Below are 17744 nucleotides of genomic sequence, written 5' to 3' on the forward strand. Positions count from 1 at the left end.
GGTTGGGGTAGGGGCGCGTTTGCTCACTCCTGCCCCTACCGGCCCTGGCGATTATTGGCTTTGCAGCTCATCCAGTTGAACCTGCAGCATCTTTTCCAGTGCCTGCATGAGTTGTTCCAGGGCCTTGATACCGCTTTCGATCACGGCCCACTCCTCATTGCGAGAACAGCTTTGCTCCAAGGCTTCGCATTGCCCCGCCAATGAATGGGCTTGCACGATACGGGCTGCGCCCTTGATCTTGTGGGCTTGCTCAATAATTTCCGAGAGTGGCGCGTGTCGATCCAGCAGTTCGCTAAGGATCTGGCGGTCTTGATGGCTGCTGCTCAGTAGTTCCTCCAGCAGGCGTCTACTCAAATGGGGGTCACCTCCGGTCAACGCTTCCAGGCATTCGAGGTCCAGTCGTTGGTGCACGGCTTTAGGGACAATGTGTGCCAGTTGGCGCTCCAATACGGTGAGGCTGATGGGCTTGAACAGACAGTCATCCATGCCGGCCTGCACGCACCGTTGTCTTTCTTCTGGCTGGGCATTGGCGGTAAAGCCCAGTACCACGCAGGGCACCAATTGTTCGCGCTGCTCATACTCACGGATTGAGCGACTCAGTTCATAGCCATTCATGATGGGCATGTTGCAGTCGGCAATCACCAGGTCGAAATGCTCTTTACGCCAGGCCTGGAACCCCGCCGCACCGTGCTCGGCAGCGGTGAATTTATGCCCCAGGTAGCCCAGTTGCTGGCACATCAGCAGGCGGTTCGCCGGGTGGTCGTCTACCACCAGTACGTTAAGCACCAGTGCGGTGGCCGGCGTTTGCGGCGTGTGTTCACCCTCCGCCTGGATCGCTTGCAGGCGAGGCATGCTGAGGTTGACGTGCACCTGGGTGCCTACCATGGGCACGCTGCTCAGGCTCAATTGGCCGCCCATCATCGCGCACAGGCTGCGGCAGATCACCAGCCCCAGGCCCGCGCCACTGCGGGCCAGTTGCCCGGAGTTGTCCGCTTGGGCAAAGGGTTCGAACAGGCGCAGTTGGTCTTCCCGGCTGATGCCGATGCCGGTGTCTTCCACCACCAGTCTCAGCTCGATCTGCTCCGGGGCCTGGGTAGGCTGCAGCTCAACCTTGATCTTGACCTGCCCCTGTTCGGTGAACTTGATCAGCGTTGCTGACAAGGTTCGATAGCACCTGCTTGAAGCGCAGTGGGTCTATCAGCACCTCGATATCGTTCAGATCGGGTTTGAACTCCAGCAGCAGGCTGAGGGTTTTCTGCCGTGCCAGCCCGTCGAAGACGCGCACCACTGATTCAATCACCTCCCGCAGGTTGACGCGCTCCGGCGCTAGGCTGAGGCGGCCGGACTCGATACGCGCGATGTCGAGAATGTCACCGATCAGCTCCAGCAGGTCTCTGGCCGAGTTGTACGCCACCTCGATCGCTGGACGGTCAAGGTGCCCTTGGTCGGCGCGCTTGAGCGTCAGTTCGAGCATGCCGATCACGGCGTTCATCGGGGTGCGAATCTCGTGGCTCATGGTGGCCAGGAACGTGCTCTTGGCGCGGTTGGCCTCGTCAGCACGCTCCTTGGCGGCGCGTAGTTCATCGAATAGCTGGCGTCGGTCACTGATATCGATCCAGCCACCGATGATGCCTTGGACTTCACCCGTGGAGTCGCGGTAGGGCAGGATCCAATGGTAGATGGTCAGTTTCCTGTCGTGGATATGCAGGCTGCGATCGAGGATCAGCGGGTTGCCCTCGGCGACTACGCGCAGGTAGTCAGCATGATACTGGGCTGCTTCCGACGCCAGGGCCATGGTCATCTGAGTCACGCTTTTGCCGATCACCTCTTCGCGCTTGACATCGAACACCTGCAGGTAGCTGTCGTTACAGGTCTGCAACAGCCCATTGCGGTCGCGCACGTAGATCGGATGCGGCGTCTCATTGACCAGTGCGCGCATGAACTCGAACTGATCGTTGAGGGCGCGTTCGGCCATTTTTCGATGCTTGATCTGGCGACGCATGTAGGCATTCCAGGCCAGGGAAATCAATAGCAACAGCCCGGTGCCGATGATGATGCGCGCGATCAATTGATGGTAGTTACGCCAGTAGCTGTCGGACGCGGCGGTATAGCCACGCCAGCGGCTGTTGATCACACCCATTTCATCCGGGGCAATGCTGAGCAGGGCCTTGTCGAGGATAGAGCTCAACTCCGTGGCTTGACGCGAGGTGGCCAGGGTGAAGGTCGCAGGGGTCGTGCCGATGCTGGCACTGATTTGCAGGCGGTCCTGGAAAACCTGGGAAGACAGGAAGTAGTTGGCGATCACCAGGGTATTCACGGCCCCGTCCACTTGTCCCTGTGCGAGCAACTCAGATGCTCTGAATGTATCACTGGTTTCCACCAGGTGAATCTCAGGAAAGTCCTTGCCCAAAGTTGCGGCCAAGGGGTTGCCCTGGGTTATAGCCAGACGCTTTCCTGCCATTTGCTCCATGTTCGTGGGCGCCCCTGGCTCTTTGCGCGTCAGCAGCACATAGGAGTTTTCCAGGTAAGGACGGCTGAAATTAAGCTGTGAGTCTCGTTCGTTGCTTGGAACGATGGCCCCGATCATATCGATTTTCTGAGCCGCGACCTGATCGATCATCGCGTTGACGTCGCGCCCGCGCTGCACCGAAAAACGCAGGCCGGTGCGCAGGCGAATCAACTCCAGCAGATCGGCGGTGATCCCGCGAAAATTACCGTCCGCATCGAAGAACGTCAGGGGCGCGAAGGTTTCGTTGACGATCACCGTGACCACCGGGTGATCTTTGAGCCAACGCTCTTCGCGCTGGGTCAGTTGCAGTTTCTGGTCGGTCAGCAGGATGTCGCTGCCGGCGCTCCAGCGCTTGGCAATGCTGTCCCTTTCGTTGATGGGCACCGAGGCCAGGGCTGAATCGACAATGCTGAGGAGCATCCGGTTGTCCTGGCGTGTGGCAAAACTGAAACCATAAGCTTCATGCTTGCCGAAGTTGGCCATGCGAATGTTTTTGAGATAGCCCTTGTTGATCATGTAATGGGTGGAAATGGTGTCACCGAGAAACACATCCGCCTGGTCGAAGGCCACTGCATTCAAGGCATTTTGATAAGACGGGTAGGCGCGGATGATCGCCTTGGGGTACAGCTTTTCCACCTCATTGAGCGGCAGGTAGTGATAGACAAGGCTCAGGCGCAGCCCGTCGAGGCCTTCGCTGAGGCTGCGGGTTTCTCCCTCGCGCGTGACCAGCACCGGCTGGTCCACGGCATAGGGTTCGGAGAGGATAAGGTTCGGCGTTGCAGCTTCAAACCCGTTGGAGGAGCCCAGCAGGTCAATTTCCCCGGCTTCCAGGGCACGAATGGCCGCCGCTCGGGAGGGGTAGCGCATCACAGTGATGGGCAGGGAGAGTGCCTTGGCCAGCAGTCCTGCATAGTCGGCGGTAAGGCCTTCGTAATCATGGCCGCTGGAAGTGAGGTCGAAGGGCGGGTAGTCGGGCGTGGATGTCCCCAGCGTTAGTTCACGTTTGTTCTGCAGCCACTGGCGCTGGGCCTTGTCAAAATGAGTGTCCAGTTGAACAGCTCCCGCGCGACTCAAGAGGGTGAAGCGTTCCGGGCTGGTTTGGTGCTCAGCGAGCACAGTCGTGCTGAAGTACAAACCGGCACTTAGTATTATTAGATAGTCCTTTATACGCCTGGGCATCCGCTTTCTCACACTAGCGCGTTTCGTTTTGCCATCTCGATGAGGTCAACCAAGGATTTGGCTTGAAGTTTTTGCATGAGTCTCTTTTTATAAGTGCTGACGGTCTTGTTACTTAAGAACATGCCTTTGGCGATTTCCTTGTTAGTGCGGCCCTGTGCAAACAGTTGCAGGACCATCAGTTCCCGGTCGTTGACGGTCTTGAACAGCTCCAGCTCTTGAGCATCCATGCCTTCGGTTCCGGGGCCATTCAAGGCCTGGCTGGGGAAGTAGTTGTAGCCGGACAGCACCGCGCGAATGGCACTCAGCAACTCGCTCAGGTCACCCTCCTTGCACACGTAGCCTTCCGCCCCCGAGCGCATGCAGCGCGTGGCAAACAGCGTGGGGCATTGGGCCGTGAGCACCAGGGTTTTCATGGAGGTGTTCATGGCGTTGAACCGGCAGAGCACCTCAAGGCCATCAAGTTTCGGGATGCTGATGTCGAGAATCACCAGGTCTGGAAGGCATTCACGGACCATCTGTATGGCATCGCACCCGTTATCTGTTTCGCCGACGACTTTGTAACCTTCGTGCTCCAGCAACATTCGAATGGCAAGCCGGATAACGGGGTGGTCATCGATAATAAAAACTGTGTTCATAGTCACTTTCCATGCAGGTGCAGATAAAGCGGGCACATTAGCTCAGAAGGTGAGTGCGCAGTATGAAGCTCGCACGGAGTAGATGCAGAACAGGAAAGTTCCTACATTTAAAAAGGTATCGGCCTACAAGTTGTTAGGTAATCGTGACAGCGCATGTGAGCGTTTTGAGGATGAGCCAGACAAGAAAGGAGGCTTGGAGATTTACGGCGGACCCCGAATCGTTTTTCGTTGTAGGGGATGTTTAAAATCCTACAGGAGCGGGTTAAAAGTTGAGCGGACTAATCGCTCAAGTTCATCTTTGTTCAAAGGTTTTGATAAGTAGCCAAGGAGGGGCAGACTTCGTTGTGCGGCTTGTATCGTCAGGTTAACCAATTCCGAGGTGGGTAAACCGCTTAACAAGATAGCGCTGGTGATGAAGCGCCGGCGGCTGGCGATTTCCACCAATTCAAGCCCGGGCAGGTCGGGCAGGCATTGGTCGCATAACATCAGGTCGAAAGGGTGTTCGGACTGACTCATCACGCGTATGGCTTGCTCGGCGTTTTCCACCGGGGTCAGTTGATCGAAGCCGAAGCTTCTGAGCAGGCACTGGGTGGCCATGAGTTGAAAGGGGTGATCCTCCACCAAAACAATACGAAGAGAATAGCTGGGCATAAAGAGCACACAGTAAGGCAAGCGTCGATGGGGGCAGTAGGAATTACTCGGCGGGTCCGTTGGGGGCGCGCGTGATTATTCTTCGTGCGCCTGTACGAATTCGATCAGGCCGCTCTGTTCCCATCGTAGGGCAATTCGCTTCAGGGAACAGGCAGCTGGATGGAGTCGTTATTGAGGGCTGGAGCGCCCAGTCATTTCCCGTGCCATTTCGGTGGCGTAGCTGTCGGTCATACCGGCGATGAAGTCGATCATGCGCAGGAAAGAGGCGTGCAGCGGCCAGGCGGGGTCCGGCGCGCTATTGCCCAGCAAATCGAGAATGCGCCGGTTCTTGAACGACGGCGTGCGCCCGCCATGTTGCTCCAGGGCCGCGCCGCAAAAGGCATTCAGCAGAATTTCCAGGGTGGTGTAGGCCCCGATCTCATGCAATGTCTTGCGCTTGTCCTGGAAGATCTTCTTGCGCGCCATGTCCTTGGCATCCAGCACGCAGCGCTTTGCCGGGCCGTGCATGTGCTCCACCAAGTCACCGGGCAGCGTGCCGGCCAACAGGGCGTCCTGCTGTTCGACAAACGCCTGCGCCGCCGCATTGGTCAGGTGCTCGATGGCTTTGCCGCGCAGGATCGCCAGCTTGCGGCGACGTGAGTCCATTGGGCCCAGTTGGCGATAGGTTTGCGGCAGGTCATCGCCGACCAGGTTCAGCAGCAGCGACTCGACTTCGGCGTACTGCAGAAGCTCCATTTCCAGGCCGTCTTCCAAGTCGATCAGCGCATAGCAGATATCGTCGGCGGCCTCCATCAGGTAGACGAGCGGGTGACGTGCCCAGCGTTGCTCCTCCAACTGGGGCAGGCCAAGCTTGTGGGCGATCTGCTCAAGAATCGGCAGCTCGCTCTGATAACAGCCGAACTTGTGTTTCTTGTAGCCCAGCGAGTCGGCGTGGCGAGCGGTCCAGGGGTATTTGAGGTAAGTGCCCAACGTGGCGTAGGTCAGCCGCGTGCCGCCGTCGAACTGATGGTATTCAAGTTGGGTGAGTACCCGAAAGCCCTGGGCATTGCCTTCGAAGTTCAGGAAGTCATTGCGTTCCGCGCCGCTCATGTCATCCAGCCAGCCGCGCCCGGCGGCCTGTTGGAACCAGTGGCGAATGGCGTCTTCGCCAGAATGCCCGAATGGCGGGTTGCCGATGTCATGGGCCAGGCAGGCCGATTGCACCACCATGCCGAGGTCGCTCGGGTCGCACCAGTCGGGCAGGGCGCTGCGCAGGGTTTCGCCCACGCGCATGCCGAGTGAACGCCCCACGCAGCTGACTTCCAGGGAGTGGGTCAAGCGTGTATGGATATGGTCGTTACTCGAAACCGGATGCACTTGGGTCTTGCGGCCCAGGCGCCGGAACGCGCCGGAGAAAATAATGCGGTCGTGATCTTTGTGGAAGGGGCTGCGGCCCAGTTCTTCAGGGCTGTGCAGGGGTTTTCCAAGACGTTCGCGGGTCAGCAGGGTGGGCCAATCCAAGGCGCAGGTTCTCCGTAACGTGAATGACAGTTCCAGCTTCCCGCTTCGGCTTTTGTGATGCAAGCGAATCCAGCGGTAAGCCGAGTCGATATCAATTAACAGCCAGCGCAAAAAACCGCAATGACCAGCACGTGTCTGGTCATTGCGGTCATCGGCTCACGCGTATCAGCTTTTGCGCGAAGAGCTCTGCATGGCCAACTTGATCAGCGGGATCAACCCGGCACCCAGCCGCACCAGGCGCGTGACGCTGCTGATGCTGCCGCCCTTGGCGCCTTTGCCGGTAAAGAAGCCCATCAGCGTGACCGCCGCCACGCCCCACAACGGCGCGTGCTTGATGCCCAGGCTGTCCTGCCAGTTGTGGCGCATGTTGCGCATTTTGTGCAGGGGCGCCATGAGTTGTTGGGACTCATGCCGGATTTCCTGGCGGTGCATTTCCATGCGCAGGCGGATCAAGGCTTTGCGCATTTCCCGGCGTGACGTGTTTTGCGGGATCTCAGTCATGCTCATGGCAGCAGGCGCTCCCGGTCATTGGCCAGTTCTTCGAGCGTGGCGTGGAAGGGCGTGGACTCATCGAACACCGCCGCCTTCAAGCGCACACCGCAGAACGCAGCGGCCAGGCTATAGAACACGCACAGGCAGATGATACCGGTGAGGCGATAGCCTGTGTCCCACACCAGGATCATCACCAGGGTCGACAACCCCACCAGCAACAGCAGGGCAAACACCAACGCCAGGCCGGCAAACAGCAACAGGCTGACGGTGCGGGCCTTTTGCTCTTGTAATTCAATGCCGAACAACTCGACGTGACTGTGCAGCAAGCCCAGCACAGCTGCGCCCAGGCGTCGGGAGGTCGAACCGCTTGCTGAGGAATGTGCGCTCGAAGATGAGCTGGATTCGCCGATAGACATGGTTAGCGCCTTGTAGCCAGCAGACCGATCAAAAAGCCTACGCCGGCAGCAATGCCGACCGACTGCCATGGGTTGGCTTGCACGTAGTCCTCGGTGGCAGTGATCGCCGCCTGGCCGCGCTCGCGCAGTGAGTCCTCAGTCAGTTGCAAGGTCTCGCGGGCCTTGAGCAGGCTCTCGTGGATCTTGGTGCGCAGCTCGTCAGCCTGGTCACCGGCCAGCACGGCGGTGTCGTCCAGCAACTTTTCGGTATCGCTGACCAGGGTTTGAAAATCCTCCATCAGTATCTCTTGAGCAGTCTTTGCTGTTTTACCGGCCATGGTTGTCTCCGTGGGTAGCTGATCTGTACGTGTGGTTTCGAGTCGCGGCGTTGGCTGAAGGTTCAGTGCAATTGTGTGGTACAGCTTTTGCTTTGCCTTGGTGCGCAGGCTTTAGGGCCTGCGCTGAATCCGGGCGGTCGAGGTAAACACCTTGAAAAACCTTACCCTAAATCACTCAACTTCGCGGAAAAACCCTATCGGCAACGGCCTGTTGTGTTGAACGCTGCGCTAAAGCGGTTCACGCCCTCTGAAGAGGGGCGAAGCCGGCGGTGCCAATTTAGTGCGCGAAACTCTGGCTTGAACCGCTTTGGTGCTTTTTGCCTTGATGCAGGCCTGCCAACCTCCATGGAAAACTTGCAAAGCGCAGTGGACACCCTTGTCCACAGTTCCAACACCCTGTTCATCCTGATTGGCGCGGTCATGGTACTGGCCATGCACGCCGGCTTTGCCTTCCTTGAAGTCGGCACGGTACGCCAGAAGAACCAGGTCAACGCCTTGTCGAAAATCCTCAGTGATTTTGCGATTTCAACGCTGGCCTATTTCTTTATAGGCTATTGGATCTCCTACGGTGTGAGCTTCCTGCAACCGGCCGCCGTCATCAGCGCCGATCATGGTTACGGCCTGGTAAAGTTTTTCTTCCTGCTGACGTTTGCCGCGGCGATTCCGGCGATCATTTCCGGCGGGATTGCCGAGCGTGCGAAGTTTGCGCCGCAGTTGTGTGCCACCGCGCTGATCGTGGCGTTTATTTACCCGTTCTTCGAAGGCCTGGTGTGGAACGGCAACTTTGGCTTGCAAGCCTGGCTGCTCGTAACCTTTGGCGCCAGCTTCCACGACTTTGCCGGCTCCGTGGTGGTGCACGCCATGGGCGGCTGGCTGGCGCTGGCGGCGGTGTTGCTGCTGGGCCCGCGCAATGGGCGCTATCGCGAAGGGCGCCTGGTGGCGTTTGCGCCGTCGAGCATTCCTTTCCTGGCGCTGGGCTCGTGGATTCTGATCGTGGGCTGGTTCGGCTTTAACGTGATGAGCGCGCAAACCCTCAATGGCGTCAGTGGCCTGGTGGCCGTCAATTCGCTGATGGCCATGGTCGGTGGCACCGTGGCTGCCCTGGTGATTGGCCGTAACGATCCCGGTTTTCTGCACAATGGTCCCCTGGCCGGGTTGGTGGCGATCTGCGCCGGCTCCGACCTGATGCACCCGGTGGGCGCGTTGGTCACGGGCGTGGTGGCTGGCGGCTTGTTCGTGTGGTGTTTTATCGCTGCCCAATCGCGCTGGAAGATCGATGACGTGCTGGGCGTGTGGCCGTTGCATGGTTTGTGTGGTGTGTGGGGCGGCATTGCCTGCGGCATCTTCGGCCAGACCGCCCTGGGTGGGCTGGGCGGTGTGAGCCTGATCAGCCAGTTGATCGGCACCGGGCTGGGCGTGGTCGTGGCGTTTGGCGGCGGCTTGCTGGTGTACGGCGTGATCAAACGCGTGCAAGGGCTGCGCTTGACCCAGGAGCAGGAGTATTACGGCGCGGACCTGTCGATCCACAAGATCGGCGCGGTCAGTCAGGATTGATCGGCGCTTCTTCATCTGTATGTGGCGGCGGGTAAAAACCGTGTAGCAGGCGGTAGCGGTTGTGCCGTACCTCATCCACCCGTGCCTGCACCTGTTGGTCCGGCAGGCCCAGCAGGATCAGGGCATGGGCGGCGAGCATCAGGCTCGACTCCAGCAACTCGGGCACCACTTCGCTGGCGCCCGCGGCCTTGAGCTCAGCCAACTGGCTGTCATCGCGGGTGCGCACCAGGATCGGCACGTCGGGGTTGATCTGCCGCGCCTCCTTGAGCACCACCAGGGCGACATCGCTGTTGTCCACCGCGATCACCACCAACCGCGCCCGCTCCAGGCCGACGGCGCTGAGCAAGGCGCCACGGCGGCAGTCGCCGTAATGCACGCTGCTGTCCTCGGTGGCGGCTTCCTGCACCCGTTCGGGGTCATCATCCAGGGCGATAAACGCCTGTTGTTCGCGGCGCATAAAGCGCCCAATGGACTGGCCTACGCGGCCATAGCCGCAAATCACTACGTGCCCGTGCAGTTGGGCATTGAGCGCGGTGATCTGCTCCAGTTGCACTTGCTGGTTGGGCTTGCGGTGCAGGCGCAGGGCAACGGCCGGTGCCGCACGCAACAGCAGCGGTGTCAGCAGCATCGAGCAGAAGGTGGCGGCCAATAGCAAGTCGTTGAACTCATCGGGAATCAACCGGCTCTGCTGCATCTGCGCCATCAGCGCAAAACAGAACTCGCCGCCCTGGGCCAGCGCCAGGCCGCTGCGCCAGGCCGTTTCGGCGTCGCTGTTACGCCATTTGACCAGCGCCGCGACCACCATGCCTTTGACCAGCATCAACGTGAGCGTCAGGCCGAAGATCAACAGGCTGTGGCTGACGAACAACTGCAGATCGATAAGCATGCCGATGCTGACAAAAAACAGCCCCAGCAGAATGTCGCGAAACGGGCGGATATCCGCTTCGATCTGGTGCCGGTAATGACTCTCGCCCAGCAACATGCCGGCCAGGAACGCGCCGAGGGCAGGGGACAGCCCCAGCAGGTGGGTGAGCCAGGCGGTGAGCAAGACAATCACCAGCGCCAGCAGCACAAACAGCTCCGCCGAATGCGACGCGGCGACTTCACGGAACAGGCGCGGCAGCAACCAGCGGCTGGCGAACAACAGGCCCACGAACAGCACCACGGTCTTGCCCAGGGTCAGCGGCAGCGCCCAGTACCAGGCTTGGTCACTGCTGCCGGCAAACACCGGCACCAATGTCAGCAGCAACACCGCCACGACGTCCTGAAACAGCAACACGCCTATCGCGTTCTGGCCATGACTGCTGAAGATCTCACCGAGGCTGGTCAACTCTTTGCTGACAATGGCCGTGGACGATAACGCCAGCCCTGCGCCCAGCAGCAGCGCGATGCCGGGTGCGAGGCCAAAGCCCATCAGTAATGCGCCCAGCAATGCCCCACACCCCAGCACTTGCAGGCTGCCCAGGCCAAATACCACGCTGCGCAGCGCCAACATTTTCGACAGGGAAAACTCCAGCCCCAGGGAAAACAGCAGGAACACCACGCCCATCTCGGCGAGGTCTGGCAGGTCTTCGTTGTCATTGACCCAATCCAACGCGGAGGGCCCCACTGCCAGGCCAACGCACAGGTAGCCCAGCACAGGGGGCAGTTGCAGCCGGCGAAACAGCGCAATCACCACCAGGGATGAGGCCAGGATAATCAGCAGGTTGGCGAACACAGGCATCTCCGTTGCAGGGTGAGCGGCAAAAAAGCCGCGAGAATCGCTGAATCAGTTATAGGCCATGGTGATCTGGGTCAGGCTTTTTGCACCGTAGGAGCGAGCTTGCTCGCGAAAAACGTCAACGCTAGCGCGCAGGGTCCTGAATGAGCGCGGCGCACGGGAGCTTTTCGCGAGCAAGCTCGCTCCTACAAGGGGCTTGTTGGGCTTAGAATGGACGTTCGTTTTGTGACCTGAGTCCTTTGATCATGCTTCCTGAATGCCAGCTGTTCGGCACCCTGGGTTGCCATCTGTGTGAGATCGCCGAAGCCGAAATCATGCCGCTCGTCGAACACGGGCTGTTGGTGGAGTTGGTGGATATCACCGATCCCCAGGACCTGACAGATGTCTACGGCCTGCGTATTCCGGTGCTTCGCCGCATGGACACCGGGGCGGAACTGGACTGGCCGTTCGACACCGATCAGGTGGTTGCCTTCCTGCGCTGAGATTTATGCGATGGCGGCTTTCCAAATATTAAGTTACTGTATATTCGTACAGCGATTGAATAGAGGGAACGCCCGTGGTGAATGTTGAACAACTTAAAAGCAGCGTCAATCGCATGTCCGCCGATGTGGTACGCGACGCGGTGAACGAGCTGCGCCTCGATGGCCTGGTCACGGAAGGCAAGACGCCGTTTAACAAAGTGCATTTCAACACCTGCTTTGCGGAAATCGAGGCGCTGTTCCAGCGCGCCGGTTATCACAAGCAGCTGGATGTGGTGGGTTATCAGGGCTTGCTCTACGCGCTGTATGACCCGGGCCGTTGGGAAGCAGTGGACGTGCTGCGCTGGCTCAAGGAATTCACCGAGGCGGCGAGCGCCTCGCCGGTGCTGCGGGCTCAACTGGCCAAGGCCTGAGATAGGCCCTAGGCAATCGCGCGCCATGGGCGATAATGCTCGCCTGTTTCCAGGCTTTGAGCGTCGGCATGTCTACTTGCGTTTTTTCTCCCTCCCAGCACCAAGCCAGCACCCTGTACTTGCCGCCGGGCTCCTGGGGGACGGTGCTCGACTGCCTGTGCGCACACTTCCCGGCCATTGGCCGTGAACAGTGGCTGGACCGCATTGCCCGAGGCCGGGTGCTGGATGTCAACGGCAGCCCGATCAGCCTGGGCCTGGGCTACAAGGAAGGCCTGTGCATCTATTACTTTCGCGAAGTGCCCAACGAGAAAGTGATTCCGGTGCAGGAAAGCATCCTGTACGCCGATGAGCATCTGGTGGTGGCGGACAAACCGCATTTCCTGCCAGTGACACCCGCTGGCGAGTACGTCGAGCACACTTTGTTGCGCCGCTTGATCCGGCGCCTGGACAACCCCGCTCTGGTGCCTCTGCACCGTATCGACCGGCATACGGCGGGGTTGGTGCTGTTCTCCGCCAACCCGCATAGCCGTTCGGCCTATCAGCAATTGTTTCCCACGCGACGTATCGACAAATTCTACGAAGCCATCGCCCCGGCCTTGCCGCATCTCAGCTTCCCGTTGGTGCACAAAAGCCGCTTGGTGGATGGCGAACCTTTCTTTCGCATGCAGGAAGGGCCGGGCGCTAGCAACACTGAGACGGCGGTAGAGGTGCGCGAGAAAAATGGCGATCTATGGCGCTACGGCCTGTTCCCGGTGACCGGCAAGAAGCACCAGCTGCGCGTGCACATGACGGCGCTGGGAGCGAGCATCTGCAATGACCCGTTCTACCCCGAAGTGATCAAGGACGCCGAGGATGATTACGCAAGGCCACTCAAGCTGTTGGCCCAGGGCGTGCGTTTTATCGACCCGGTGAGCGGCCAGGAGCGCAGCTTCCGCAGCCAGATCACCTTGGACTGGTAAACCCCAGGAGCAACAAGGCCCGCGCTAGGCGGGCCTTGTGTGCGAGCGTTAAGACTTACAGGTCTTTAACAGTGCGAACCTGATCTTTGTTGATTCGGGTGTGCTTGCCGTCCAGCTGTTCGAATTCGTAGAAGCCCGAATCTTCATCGTATTTCGGGGTGTCGACGGCCTGGATTTCGCGACCGTCATTCAGGGTGATCACTGTTGGCGAAGCGCAACCGGCGAGGGTGGCGAGGCCCAGTGCAAGCATGAGAGCGGCGATGGTCCGTTGAGTCATGAGTTTGTCTCCGAGAGAATACTTTTAAATTGCTGACCTTGTGACGTACGAGACGCCGGCAAAGTTCCTTGTGCAGGGTTCATTCTGACATGCCAGCCCCGGGGTGCAACAGCTCGGGCGTATTAAGATTGGCCAGGCGCGGGTCATTGGCCGGGCATTGCAGGGCCACCGCGCCCAGTTGCAGCCAGAGCTTGCGCGGGCTGCGTTCACCCGCTTGCCACGCCTGTTCCACCTGGTTTTTCAGGCTTGTGGGGATGATGCACAGCAAGGGTTCCCAGTCTTCACCCTGGCGCACCATCACCGGTAGCTGCGGGTTGCGTCGTGAGGTCGCACGCAGGTCGGCCAGCAACCGCGCATCGATCTGCGGCACATCGCAAGGCAAGATCAGCAGATGCGCATGGCGTGCGGCGAAGAGTCCTGCGCGGATACCGGCCAGCGGGCCGGGGAAGTCCGGGTTGTCATCGCTCACTTGTTGGTCGGCATAGGGCGCGTAGCGTTCATGGTTGCGGTTGCACGAGATGATCAGGTCATTGGTGAGTGGCCGGGCCAACTGGTGCAGGTGGGCGATCAAGGGCTGGCCTTGCCATTCCAGCAGCCCTTTGTCCTGGCCGCCCATGCGTTGGCCGCGACCTCCGGCCAACAACAGGATTGAACACGGCAGGGAAGAAAATTCAAAGCTCATGGTAGTTGCGCTGCGGCAGGTAAACAGGGGCCTGTGATATAACATCGGGCTGTTCCTTCGACAACCGGACCGTGCCATGAAAGCCAAGGCCGATGCGCCCTTCGTACCCCTCAATATTGCTGTATTGACCGTCAGCGACACCCGCACCCTGGAGACTGACACCTCCGGCCAGGTCTTCGTCGACCGCCTCACCGCCGCCGGCCACCACCTGGCCGAGCGCGTGCTGCTCAAGGACGACCTCTACAAGATCCGCGCCCAGGTGGCCCACTGGATCGCCGAAGACGTGGTGCAAGTGGTGCTGATTACCGGCGGCACCGGCTTCACCGGCCGCGACAGCACGCCTGAAGCAGTGAGCTGCCTGCTCGACAAGCAGGTCGATGGTTTCGGCGAGCTGTTCCGCCAGATCTCCGTGGCCGATATCGGCACCTCCACCGTGCAATCGCGCGCCTTGGCGGGGTTGGCCAATGGCACCCTGGTGTGCTGCCTGCCGGGCTCCACCAATGCCGTGCGCACTGGTTGGGACGGCATCCTTGCCGAGCAACTCGATAACCGTCATCGCCCGTGCAACTTCGTCCCGCACCTCAAGCAGGCCGAGCCTTGTGAATCCCGTGAGTAAGCCCGGCAAGACCGGCGCCCTGATGCCGGTGGAAGCGGCCTTGCAGCGTTTGCTCGACATGGCTGGCGCTGCACCGATCCGCGAGCAGCAAGTGCTGCCCCTGGCTGAGTGTGATGGCCGGGTATTGGCCCAGGACTTGATCTCCACACTCGACCTGCCGCCGTGGCCCAACAGTGCCATGGACGGCTACGCCGTGCGCCTGGCGGACTGGACCGGCGAACCCTTGGTGGTGAGCCAGCGTATTTTCGCCGGCACTGCTCCTGAACCCTTGGCGGCCGGTACCTGTGCGCGCATTTTTACCGGCGCGCCGGTGCCCCAGGGGGCGGACTGCGTGCAGATGCAGGAAAACGCCATGGTGCATGCCGACCAGCGCGTCAGTTTTACCGAGCCGTTGCACAAGGGCGACAACATCCGTCCCCAGGGCCAGGAGACCACCGTCGGCGAGACCGTACTCAATGCCGGCACCCGCCTGGGCCCCATCGAGCTGGGGTTGGCCGCGTCCCTTGGGCGTGATCGACTCGAGGTGGTGCGGCGCGTGCGCGTGGCCGTGTTGTCGACCGGCGATGAGCTGATCGAGCCAGGGCTGCCGCTCGGCCCTGGGCAGATCTACAACAGCAACCGCCGCGTGCTGTGCAGTTGGCTGGTGCGCATGGGCTGTGAAGTGATTGATGCCGGGATTTTGCCGGATGATCTGGAACAGACCCGCGCGCGCCTGGCGGGGCTGGGCAGCGTTGACCTGATCCTCTCGACCGGCGGTGTGTCGGTGGGCGAAGCGGACTTCCTCGGCATTGCCTTGCGCGAAGAGGGTGAGCTGGCGCTGTGGAGGTTGGCGATCAAGCCGGGCAAGCCGCTGACCTTCGGGCATTTTCGTGGCGTGCCGGTGATCGGCCTGCCGGGCAACCCGGCCTCGACCCTGGTGACCTTTGCGCTGTTGGCGCGCCCGTATCTGCTGCGTCGCCAAGGTGTGATGGAGGTGCAGCCGTTGCGCTTCGAAGTGCCGGCAGGGTTCGTCTGGCCCAAGCCCGGCAACCGCCGCGAGTACCTGCGCGGGCGGATCGAACAGGGCAAGGCGATCATCTACCGCAACCAAAGCTCCGGGGTGCTGCGCAGTGCGGCGTGGGCTGAAGGCTTTGTGGAGGTAGTGGAAGGCACCACGCTGGCCATCGGCGACCGGGTCAACTTCATTCCTTTGAGCGAAGTCCTGAACTGAACACACATCCAACTGTGGGAGCAGGCAAGCCAGCTCCCACAGTTGGATGTGTGGGGAGCTCATGAGCAATCAGTAATCGTCACCCTGCTCAGTGACGTCCCGCTCCACTGGCCCTGCATCCGGGTCGTAGCCCACCGGGAACTTGCCCTTCAACGTCCAGGCAAACGCAATGATTTCGGCAATGGTGCGGTACAGCTCCTCTGGAATGCTGTCGCCCAGTTCCATGCGCGCCAGCAGTTTCACCAGCTCGGGGTTTTCATAGATGGGGACTTCGTTCTCCCGTGCCAATTTGAGGATGGCTTCGGCCAGGGCATCATCGCCTTTGGCCGTCAGGGTGGGGGCCTGTTGGCCGTCATACTTGAGGGCGATGGCCTGGCGGGGTGGGGCGGCGTTTTTCATGCGGTTTCATCCACCCAGCGTTGTTCCAATCCGGTTTTTGGTCCGCGTGGCGGGGTGCCCAGATGGCAATCCAGGTCGCCGACGTTGAGCCCGGATGACACCAGGCGCTCGCGCAGGCTGCCCAAGTGGCTTTCGATCAGGCTGGCGGTGAACGGGCGGCTGGCCCACAGCTGGCTGGACAGTTTGCCTTGGGACAGCTGCGCCTGAACTTGCAACGGCCCCAGCGGCTCCATGTCGAAGGCCAGTTCGACGCGCCAGAGCATTTGTTTCGGGTCTTTTTTATCCTTGCGCTCGGGCTGGTCCTTGTCTGGCGCGGGCTCCTCGCGCTGGAACTTGACCTGCAACGGCACGATGTCTTGCAGGGTGCGCAGGGGGATTTCCAGCTGCCAGGTCGTTTGCAGGCGGCCGTCGGCGGTGGTGCCGGTCTGTTCCAGGCTCGACAGTTGATGGCTCTGCAAGCGCGAGATCGCCCCGGCGGCCAGGCGTAGCAGGTTTTCCAGGTCGCCTTCACCTTCCAGTTTTGCCATCAGTCTTTCGGGCAGCGGGAAGCCGGCGGGTATCTGCCGGGCGCCGACCTGGCCGAGAGTGTTCAGCGGGCTGCGCACAAAGTGCGGCAACACCTGGGCCAGCGTATTGGCGGCGAGAATCGCATTCAGGTTGGTGCTGGCGGGCAGGGCAGGCAGCAGGTCTGCGACCAGGCGTAACAGCGCGCCTTTCATGTCCAACGGTGGGATTTGCGGGTTCTGCCCGGCAAGCAATTTGGCTTCCAGAAAGGCACCGCTGTTCTGCACCACCTGGGCCAGTACCTTGGGATTGCTGACCTGCGCCAGATCGGGCAAGGCCGCCAATAATCGCTCGGCGGCGGCCCGCAGCTCAGCCGATGTGCTGTCACCACGGGGCAGGTTTTGCAAGGCGCTAAACACCGCGTCCAGCGAGCCTTGGCGACTTTGCTGAGTGGCGAGTTGTTGCGCCACGGCCAGTTGGTCTTTCAAGCCGCTCAGCGGTACGAAGTTCAGGGTTTGCGCGTTCTGCACCACGGCACTGAGCAAGCTGCCCACCCTCAACGGCTGGGGGCTTTCCAACGTCAGGGTGGTACCGGCCAGGGCGTTATTGAGCACACTCACCAGCGAGCGATAGATCGCCGGTTGCGCCGTGCCCTGAGGCAGCATCTGCGTGGTCAGCACTTTGGCTTGCAACAACGTACCCACCGGCATTTGCGTGGTGTCGAGGCGGGTGAGGGCGGCCACATTGGCGCTCATGGCTTGCTGCAAGGTGATGGCCAGGTTGCCCGCAGGTGTCTGGCTTACCGCCACATTGCTGCCCAGGGGCAGGGGCTGGGCACTGCTGGCCTGCACCAGGGTTTGTCGGCCGCCTGCGAGGGTCAACTTGAGCAGCAACTGAAAGGCCTCGCCGCCTTGTTTAAGCGCGATGACCTCAGCGTTCACGGTTTTCCCCGGCTCGATCAACCCGGCCTGTGGCTCCAGCAGTTTGAGCAACGCGCCGGCCCCAGGCAGTGGAGCAGGCCCGGGCGTGGAGGCTGGCGGCAGTGGAGGAAGATTGATCTCACCGGTCATCGTACGCATCGTCTCTGGGGAAATTGCCCTCTTTAGAGTAGGGCATCGCATGTATAATGCCGCCCGTCTGCAAAGAGAGCGGTAAAAACTCACAACTATTTGATCCAGCTCTCTAAAATCGGTCGCCAAAGCCGTTATTGTGCATCTCTCTATAACGGCCGC

Annotated in this window: 17 protein-coding genes and 1 pseudogene; 6 read left to right on the forward strand and 12 right to left on the reverse strand. The window is 60.5% G+C overall.

What is annotated here, in order from left to right; all coding sequences use genetic code 11:
- Nucleotides 1–51: 51 nt before the first annotated feature.
- The 7 genes and pseudogenes from TX24_RS19415 to TX24_RS19445 all read right to left on the reverse strand — a co-directional run bounded on the left by TX24_RS19415 (nucleotide 52) and on the right by TX24_RS19445 (nucleotide 7699).
- Nucleotides 52–3688: pseudogene (locus tag TX24_RS19415) on the reverse strand (transporter substrate-binding domain-containing protein).
- A gap of 8 nt (nucleotides 3689–3696) precedes the next feature.
- The gene (locus TX24_RS19420; RefSeq protein WP_003189917.1) at nucleotides 3697–4323 is read right to left on the reverse strand and encodes a response regulator transcription factor; all 627 of its coding nucleotides are present in this window, start codon (nucleotides 4321–4323) and stop codon (nucleotides 3697–3699) included.
- Nucleotides 4324–4572: 249 nt separating this feature from the next.
- On the reverse strand, nucleotides 4573–4974 hold the full coding sequence (locus TX24_RS19425) for a response regulator (protein ID WP_003189919.1): 402 nt from the start codon (nucleotides 4972–4974) through the stop codon (nucleotides 4573–4575).
- Between the two features lie 168 nt (nucleotides 4975–5142).
- Nucleotides 5143–6474 carry a deoxyguanosinetriphosphate triphosphohydrolase gene (locus tag TX24_RS19430; RefSeq protein WP_003189920.1) on the reverse strand — a complete coding sequence of 444 codons (1332 nt, stop codon included), beginning with the start codon at nucleotides 6472–6474 and terminating at the stop codon, nucleotides 5143–5145.
- Between the two features lie 165 nt (nucleotides 6475–6639).
- Nucleotides 6640–6981, reverse strand: coding sequence for a hypothetical protein (locus tag TX24_RS19435; protein WP_003189922.1), 342 nt, complete (start codon nucleotides 6979–6981; stop codon nucleotides 6640–6642).
- The gene (locus TX24_RS19440) at nucleotides 6978–7382 is read right to left on the reverse strand and encodes a phage holin family protein (RefSeq protein ID WP_032892696.1); all 405 of its coding nucleotides are present in this window, start codon (nucleotides 7380–7382) and stop codon (nucleotides 6978–6980) included. The genes TX24_RS19435 and TX24_RS19440 overlap by 4 nt, the downstream gene beginning before the upstream one ends.
- Before the next feature lie 2 nt (nucleotides 7383–7384).
- Entirely contained in the window at nucleotides 7385–7699 is a 315-nt protein-coding gene (locus TX24_RS19445) for an ElaB/YgaM/YqjD family protein (protein WP_003189926.1), read from the reverse strand.
- Nucleotides 7700–8044: 345 nt separating this feature from the next.
- Between TX24_RS19445 and TX24_RS19450 the strand changes: the two genes are divergently transcribed.
- Nucleotides 8045–9253 carry an ammonium transporter gene (locus TX24_RS19450; RefSeq protein WP_003189927.1) on the forward strand — a complete coding sequence of 403 codons (1209 nt, stop codon included), beginning with the start codon at nucleotides 8045–8047 and terminating at the stop codon, nucleotides 9251–9253.
- On the opposite strand, the gene TX24_RS19455 is transcribed toward TX24_RS19450, so the two are convergent.
- On the reverse strand, nucleotides 9240–10970 hold the full coding sequence (locus tag TX24_RS19455; protein WP_057710919.1) for a cation:proton antiporter: 1731 nt from the start codon (nucleotides 10968–10970) through the stop codon (nucleotides 9240–9242). The genes TX24_RS19450 and TX24_RS19455 overlap by 14 nt on opposite strands.
- A 248-nt stretch (nucleotides 10971–11218) precedes the next feature.
- Here TX24_RS19455 and TX24_RS19460 point away from each other — a divergent pair, with 248 nt between their 5' ends.
- From TX24_RS19460 to TX24_RS19470, 3 genes are all read left to right on the forward strand, one after another.
- A complete protein-coding gene (locus TX24_RS19460) occupies nucleotides 11219–11455 on the forward strand; it encodes a glutaredoxin family protein (protein WP_003189931.1) in 237 nt (78 codons plus the stop codon).
- A gap of 74 nt (nucleotides 11456–11529) precedes the next feature.
- Nucleotides 11530–11865: a hypothetical protein gene (locus TX24_RS19465; RefSeq protein ID WP_003189932.1), complete on the forward strand. Its 336-nt coding sequence runs from the start codon at nucleotides 11530–11532 to the stop codon at nucleotides 11863–11865.
- 68 nt (nucleotides 11866–11933) lie between these two features.
- A complete protein-coding gene (locus TX24_RS19470; RefSeq protein WP_034135166.1) occupies nucleotides 11934–12824 on the forward strand; it encodes a pseudouridine synthase in 891 nt (296 codons plus the stop codon).
- Between the two features lie 55 nt (nucleotides 12825–12879).
- On the opposite strand, the gene TX24_RS19475 is transcribed toward TX24_RS19470, so the two are convergent.
- Together TX24_RS19475 and mobA are read right to left on the reverse strand one after the other, a co-directional pair.
- Nucleotides 12880–13101: a YgdI/YgdR family lipoprotein gene (locus tag TX24_RS19475; RefSeq protein WP_003189935.1), complete on the reverse strand. Its 222-nt coding sequence runs from the start codon at nucleotides 13099–13101 to the stop codon at nucleotides 12880–12882.
- A gap of 79 nt (nucleotides 13102–13180) precedes the next feature.
- Entirely contained in the window at nucleotides 13181–13783 is a 603-nt protein-coding gene (gene mobA, locus TX24_RS19480) for a molybdenum cofactor guanylyltransferase MobA (protein WP_057710920.1), read from the reverse strand.
- A gap of 76 nt (nucleotides 13784–13859) precedes the next feature.
- On the opposite strand from mobA, the gene moaB reads away from it, so the two are divergent.
- Nucleotides 13860–14399 (forward strand): molybdenum cofactor biosynthesis protein B, encoded by a 540-nt coding sequence (gene moaB / locus TX24_RS19485; protein ID WP_057710909.1) that lies wholly within the window; start codon nucleotides 13860–13862, stop codon nucleotides 14397–14399.
- Nucleotides 14383–15609 (forward strand): molybdopterin molybdotransferase MoeA, encoded by a 1227-nt coding sequence (locus TX24_RS19490; RefSeq protein WP_057710910.1) that lies wholly within the window; start codon nucleotides 14383–14385, stop codon nucleotides 15607–15609. The genes moaB and TX24_RS19490 overlap by 17 nt, the downstream gene beginning before the upstream one ends.
- A 69-nt stretch (nucleotides 15610–15678) precedes the next feature.
- Here the strand turns inward: TX24_RS19490 and TX24_RS19495 are convergent, their stop codons facing one another.
- Together TX24_RS19495 and fliK are read right to left on the reverse strand one after the other, a co-directional pair.
- Nucleotides 15679–16008, reverse strand: a complete 330-nt coding sequence (locus TX24_RS19495) for an EscU/YscU/HrcU family type III secretion system export apparatus switch protein (protein ID WP_003189945.1) — start codon at nucleotides 16006–16008, stop codon at nucleotides 15679–15681.
- Nucleotides 16005–17582, reverse strand: coding sequence for a flagellar hook-length control protein FliK (gene fliK, locus TX24_RS19500; protein ID WP_057710911.1), 1578 nt, complete (start codon nucleotides 17580–17582; stop codon nucleotides 16005–16007). The genes TX24_RS19495 and fliK overlap by 4 nt, the downstream gene beginning before the upstream one ends.
- Nucleotides 17583–17744 lie beyond the last annotated feature (162 nt).

Origin of the sequence: Pseudomonas lactis, from assembly GCF_001439845.1 — a bacterium.
Classification (GTDB): Bacteria; Pseudomonadota; Gammaproteobacteria; order Pseudomonadales; family Pseudomonadaceae; genus Aquipseudomonas; species Aquipseudomonas lactis.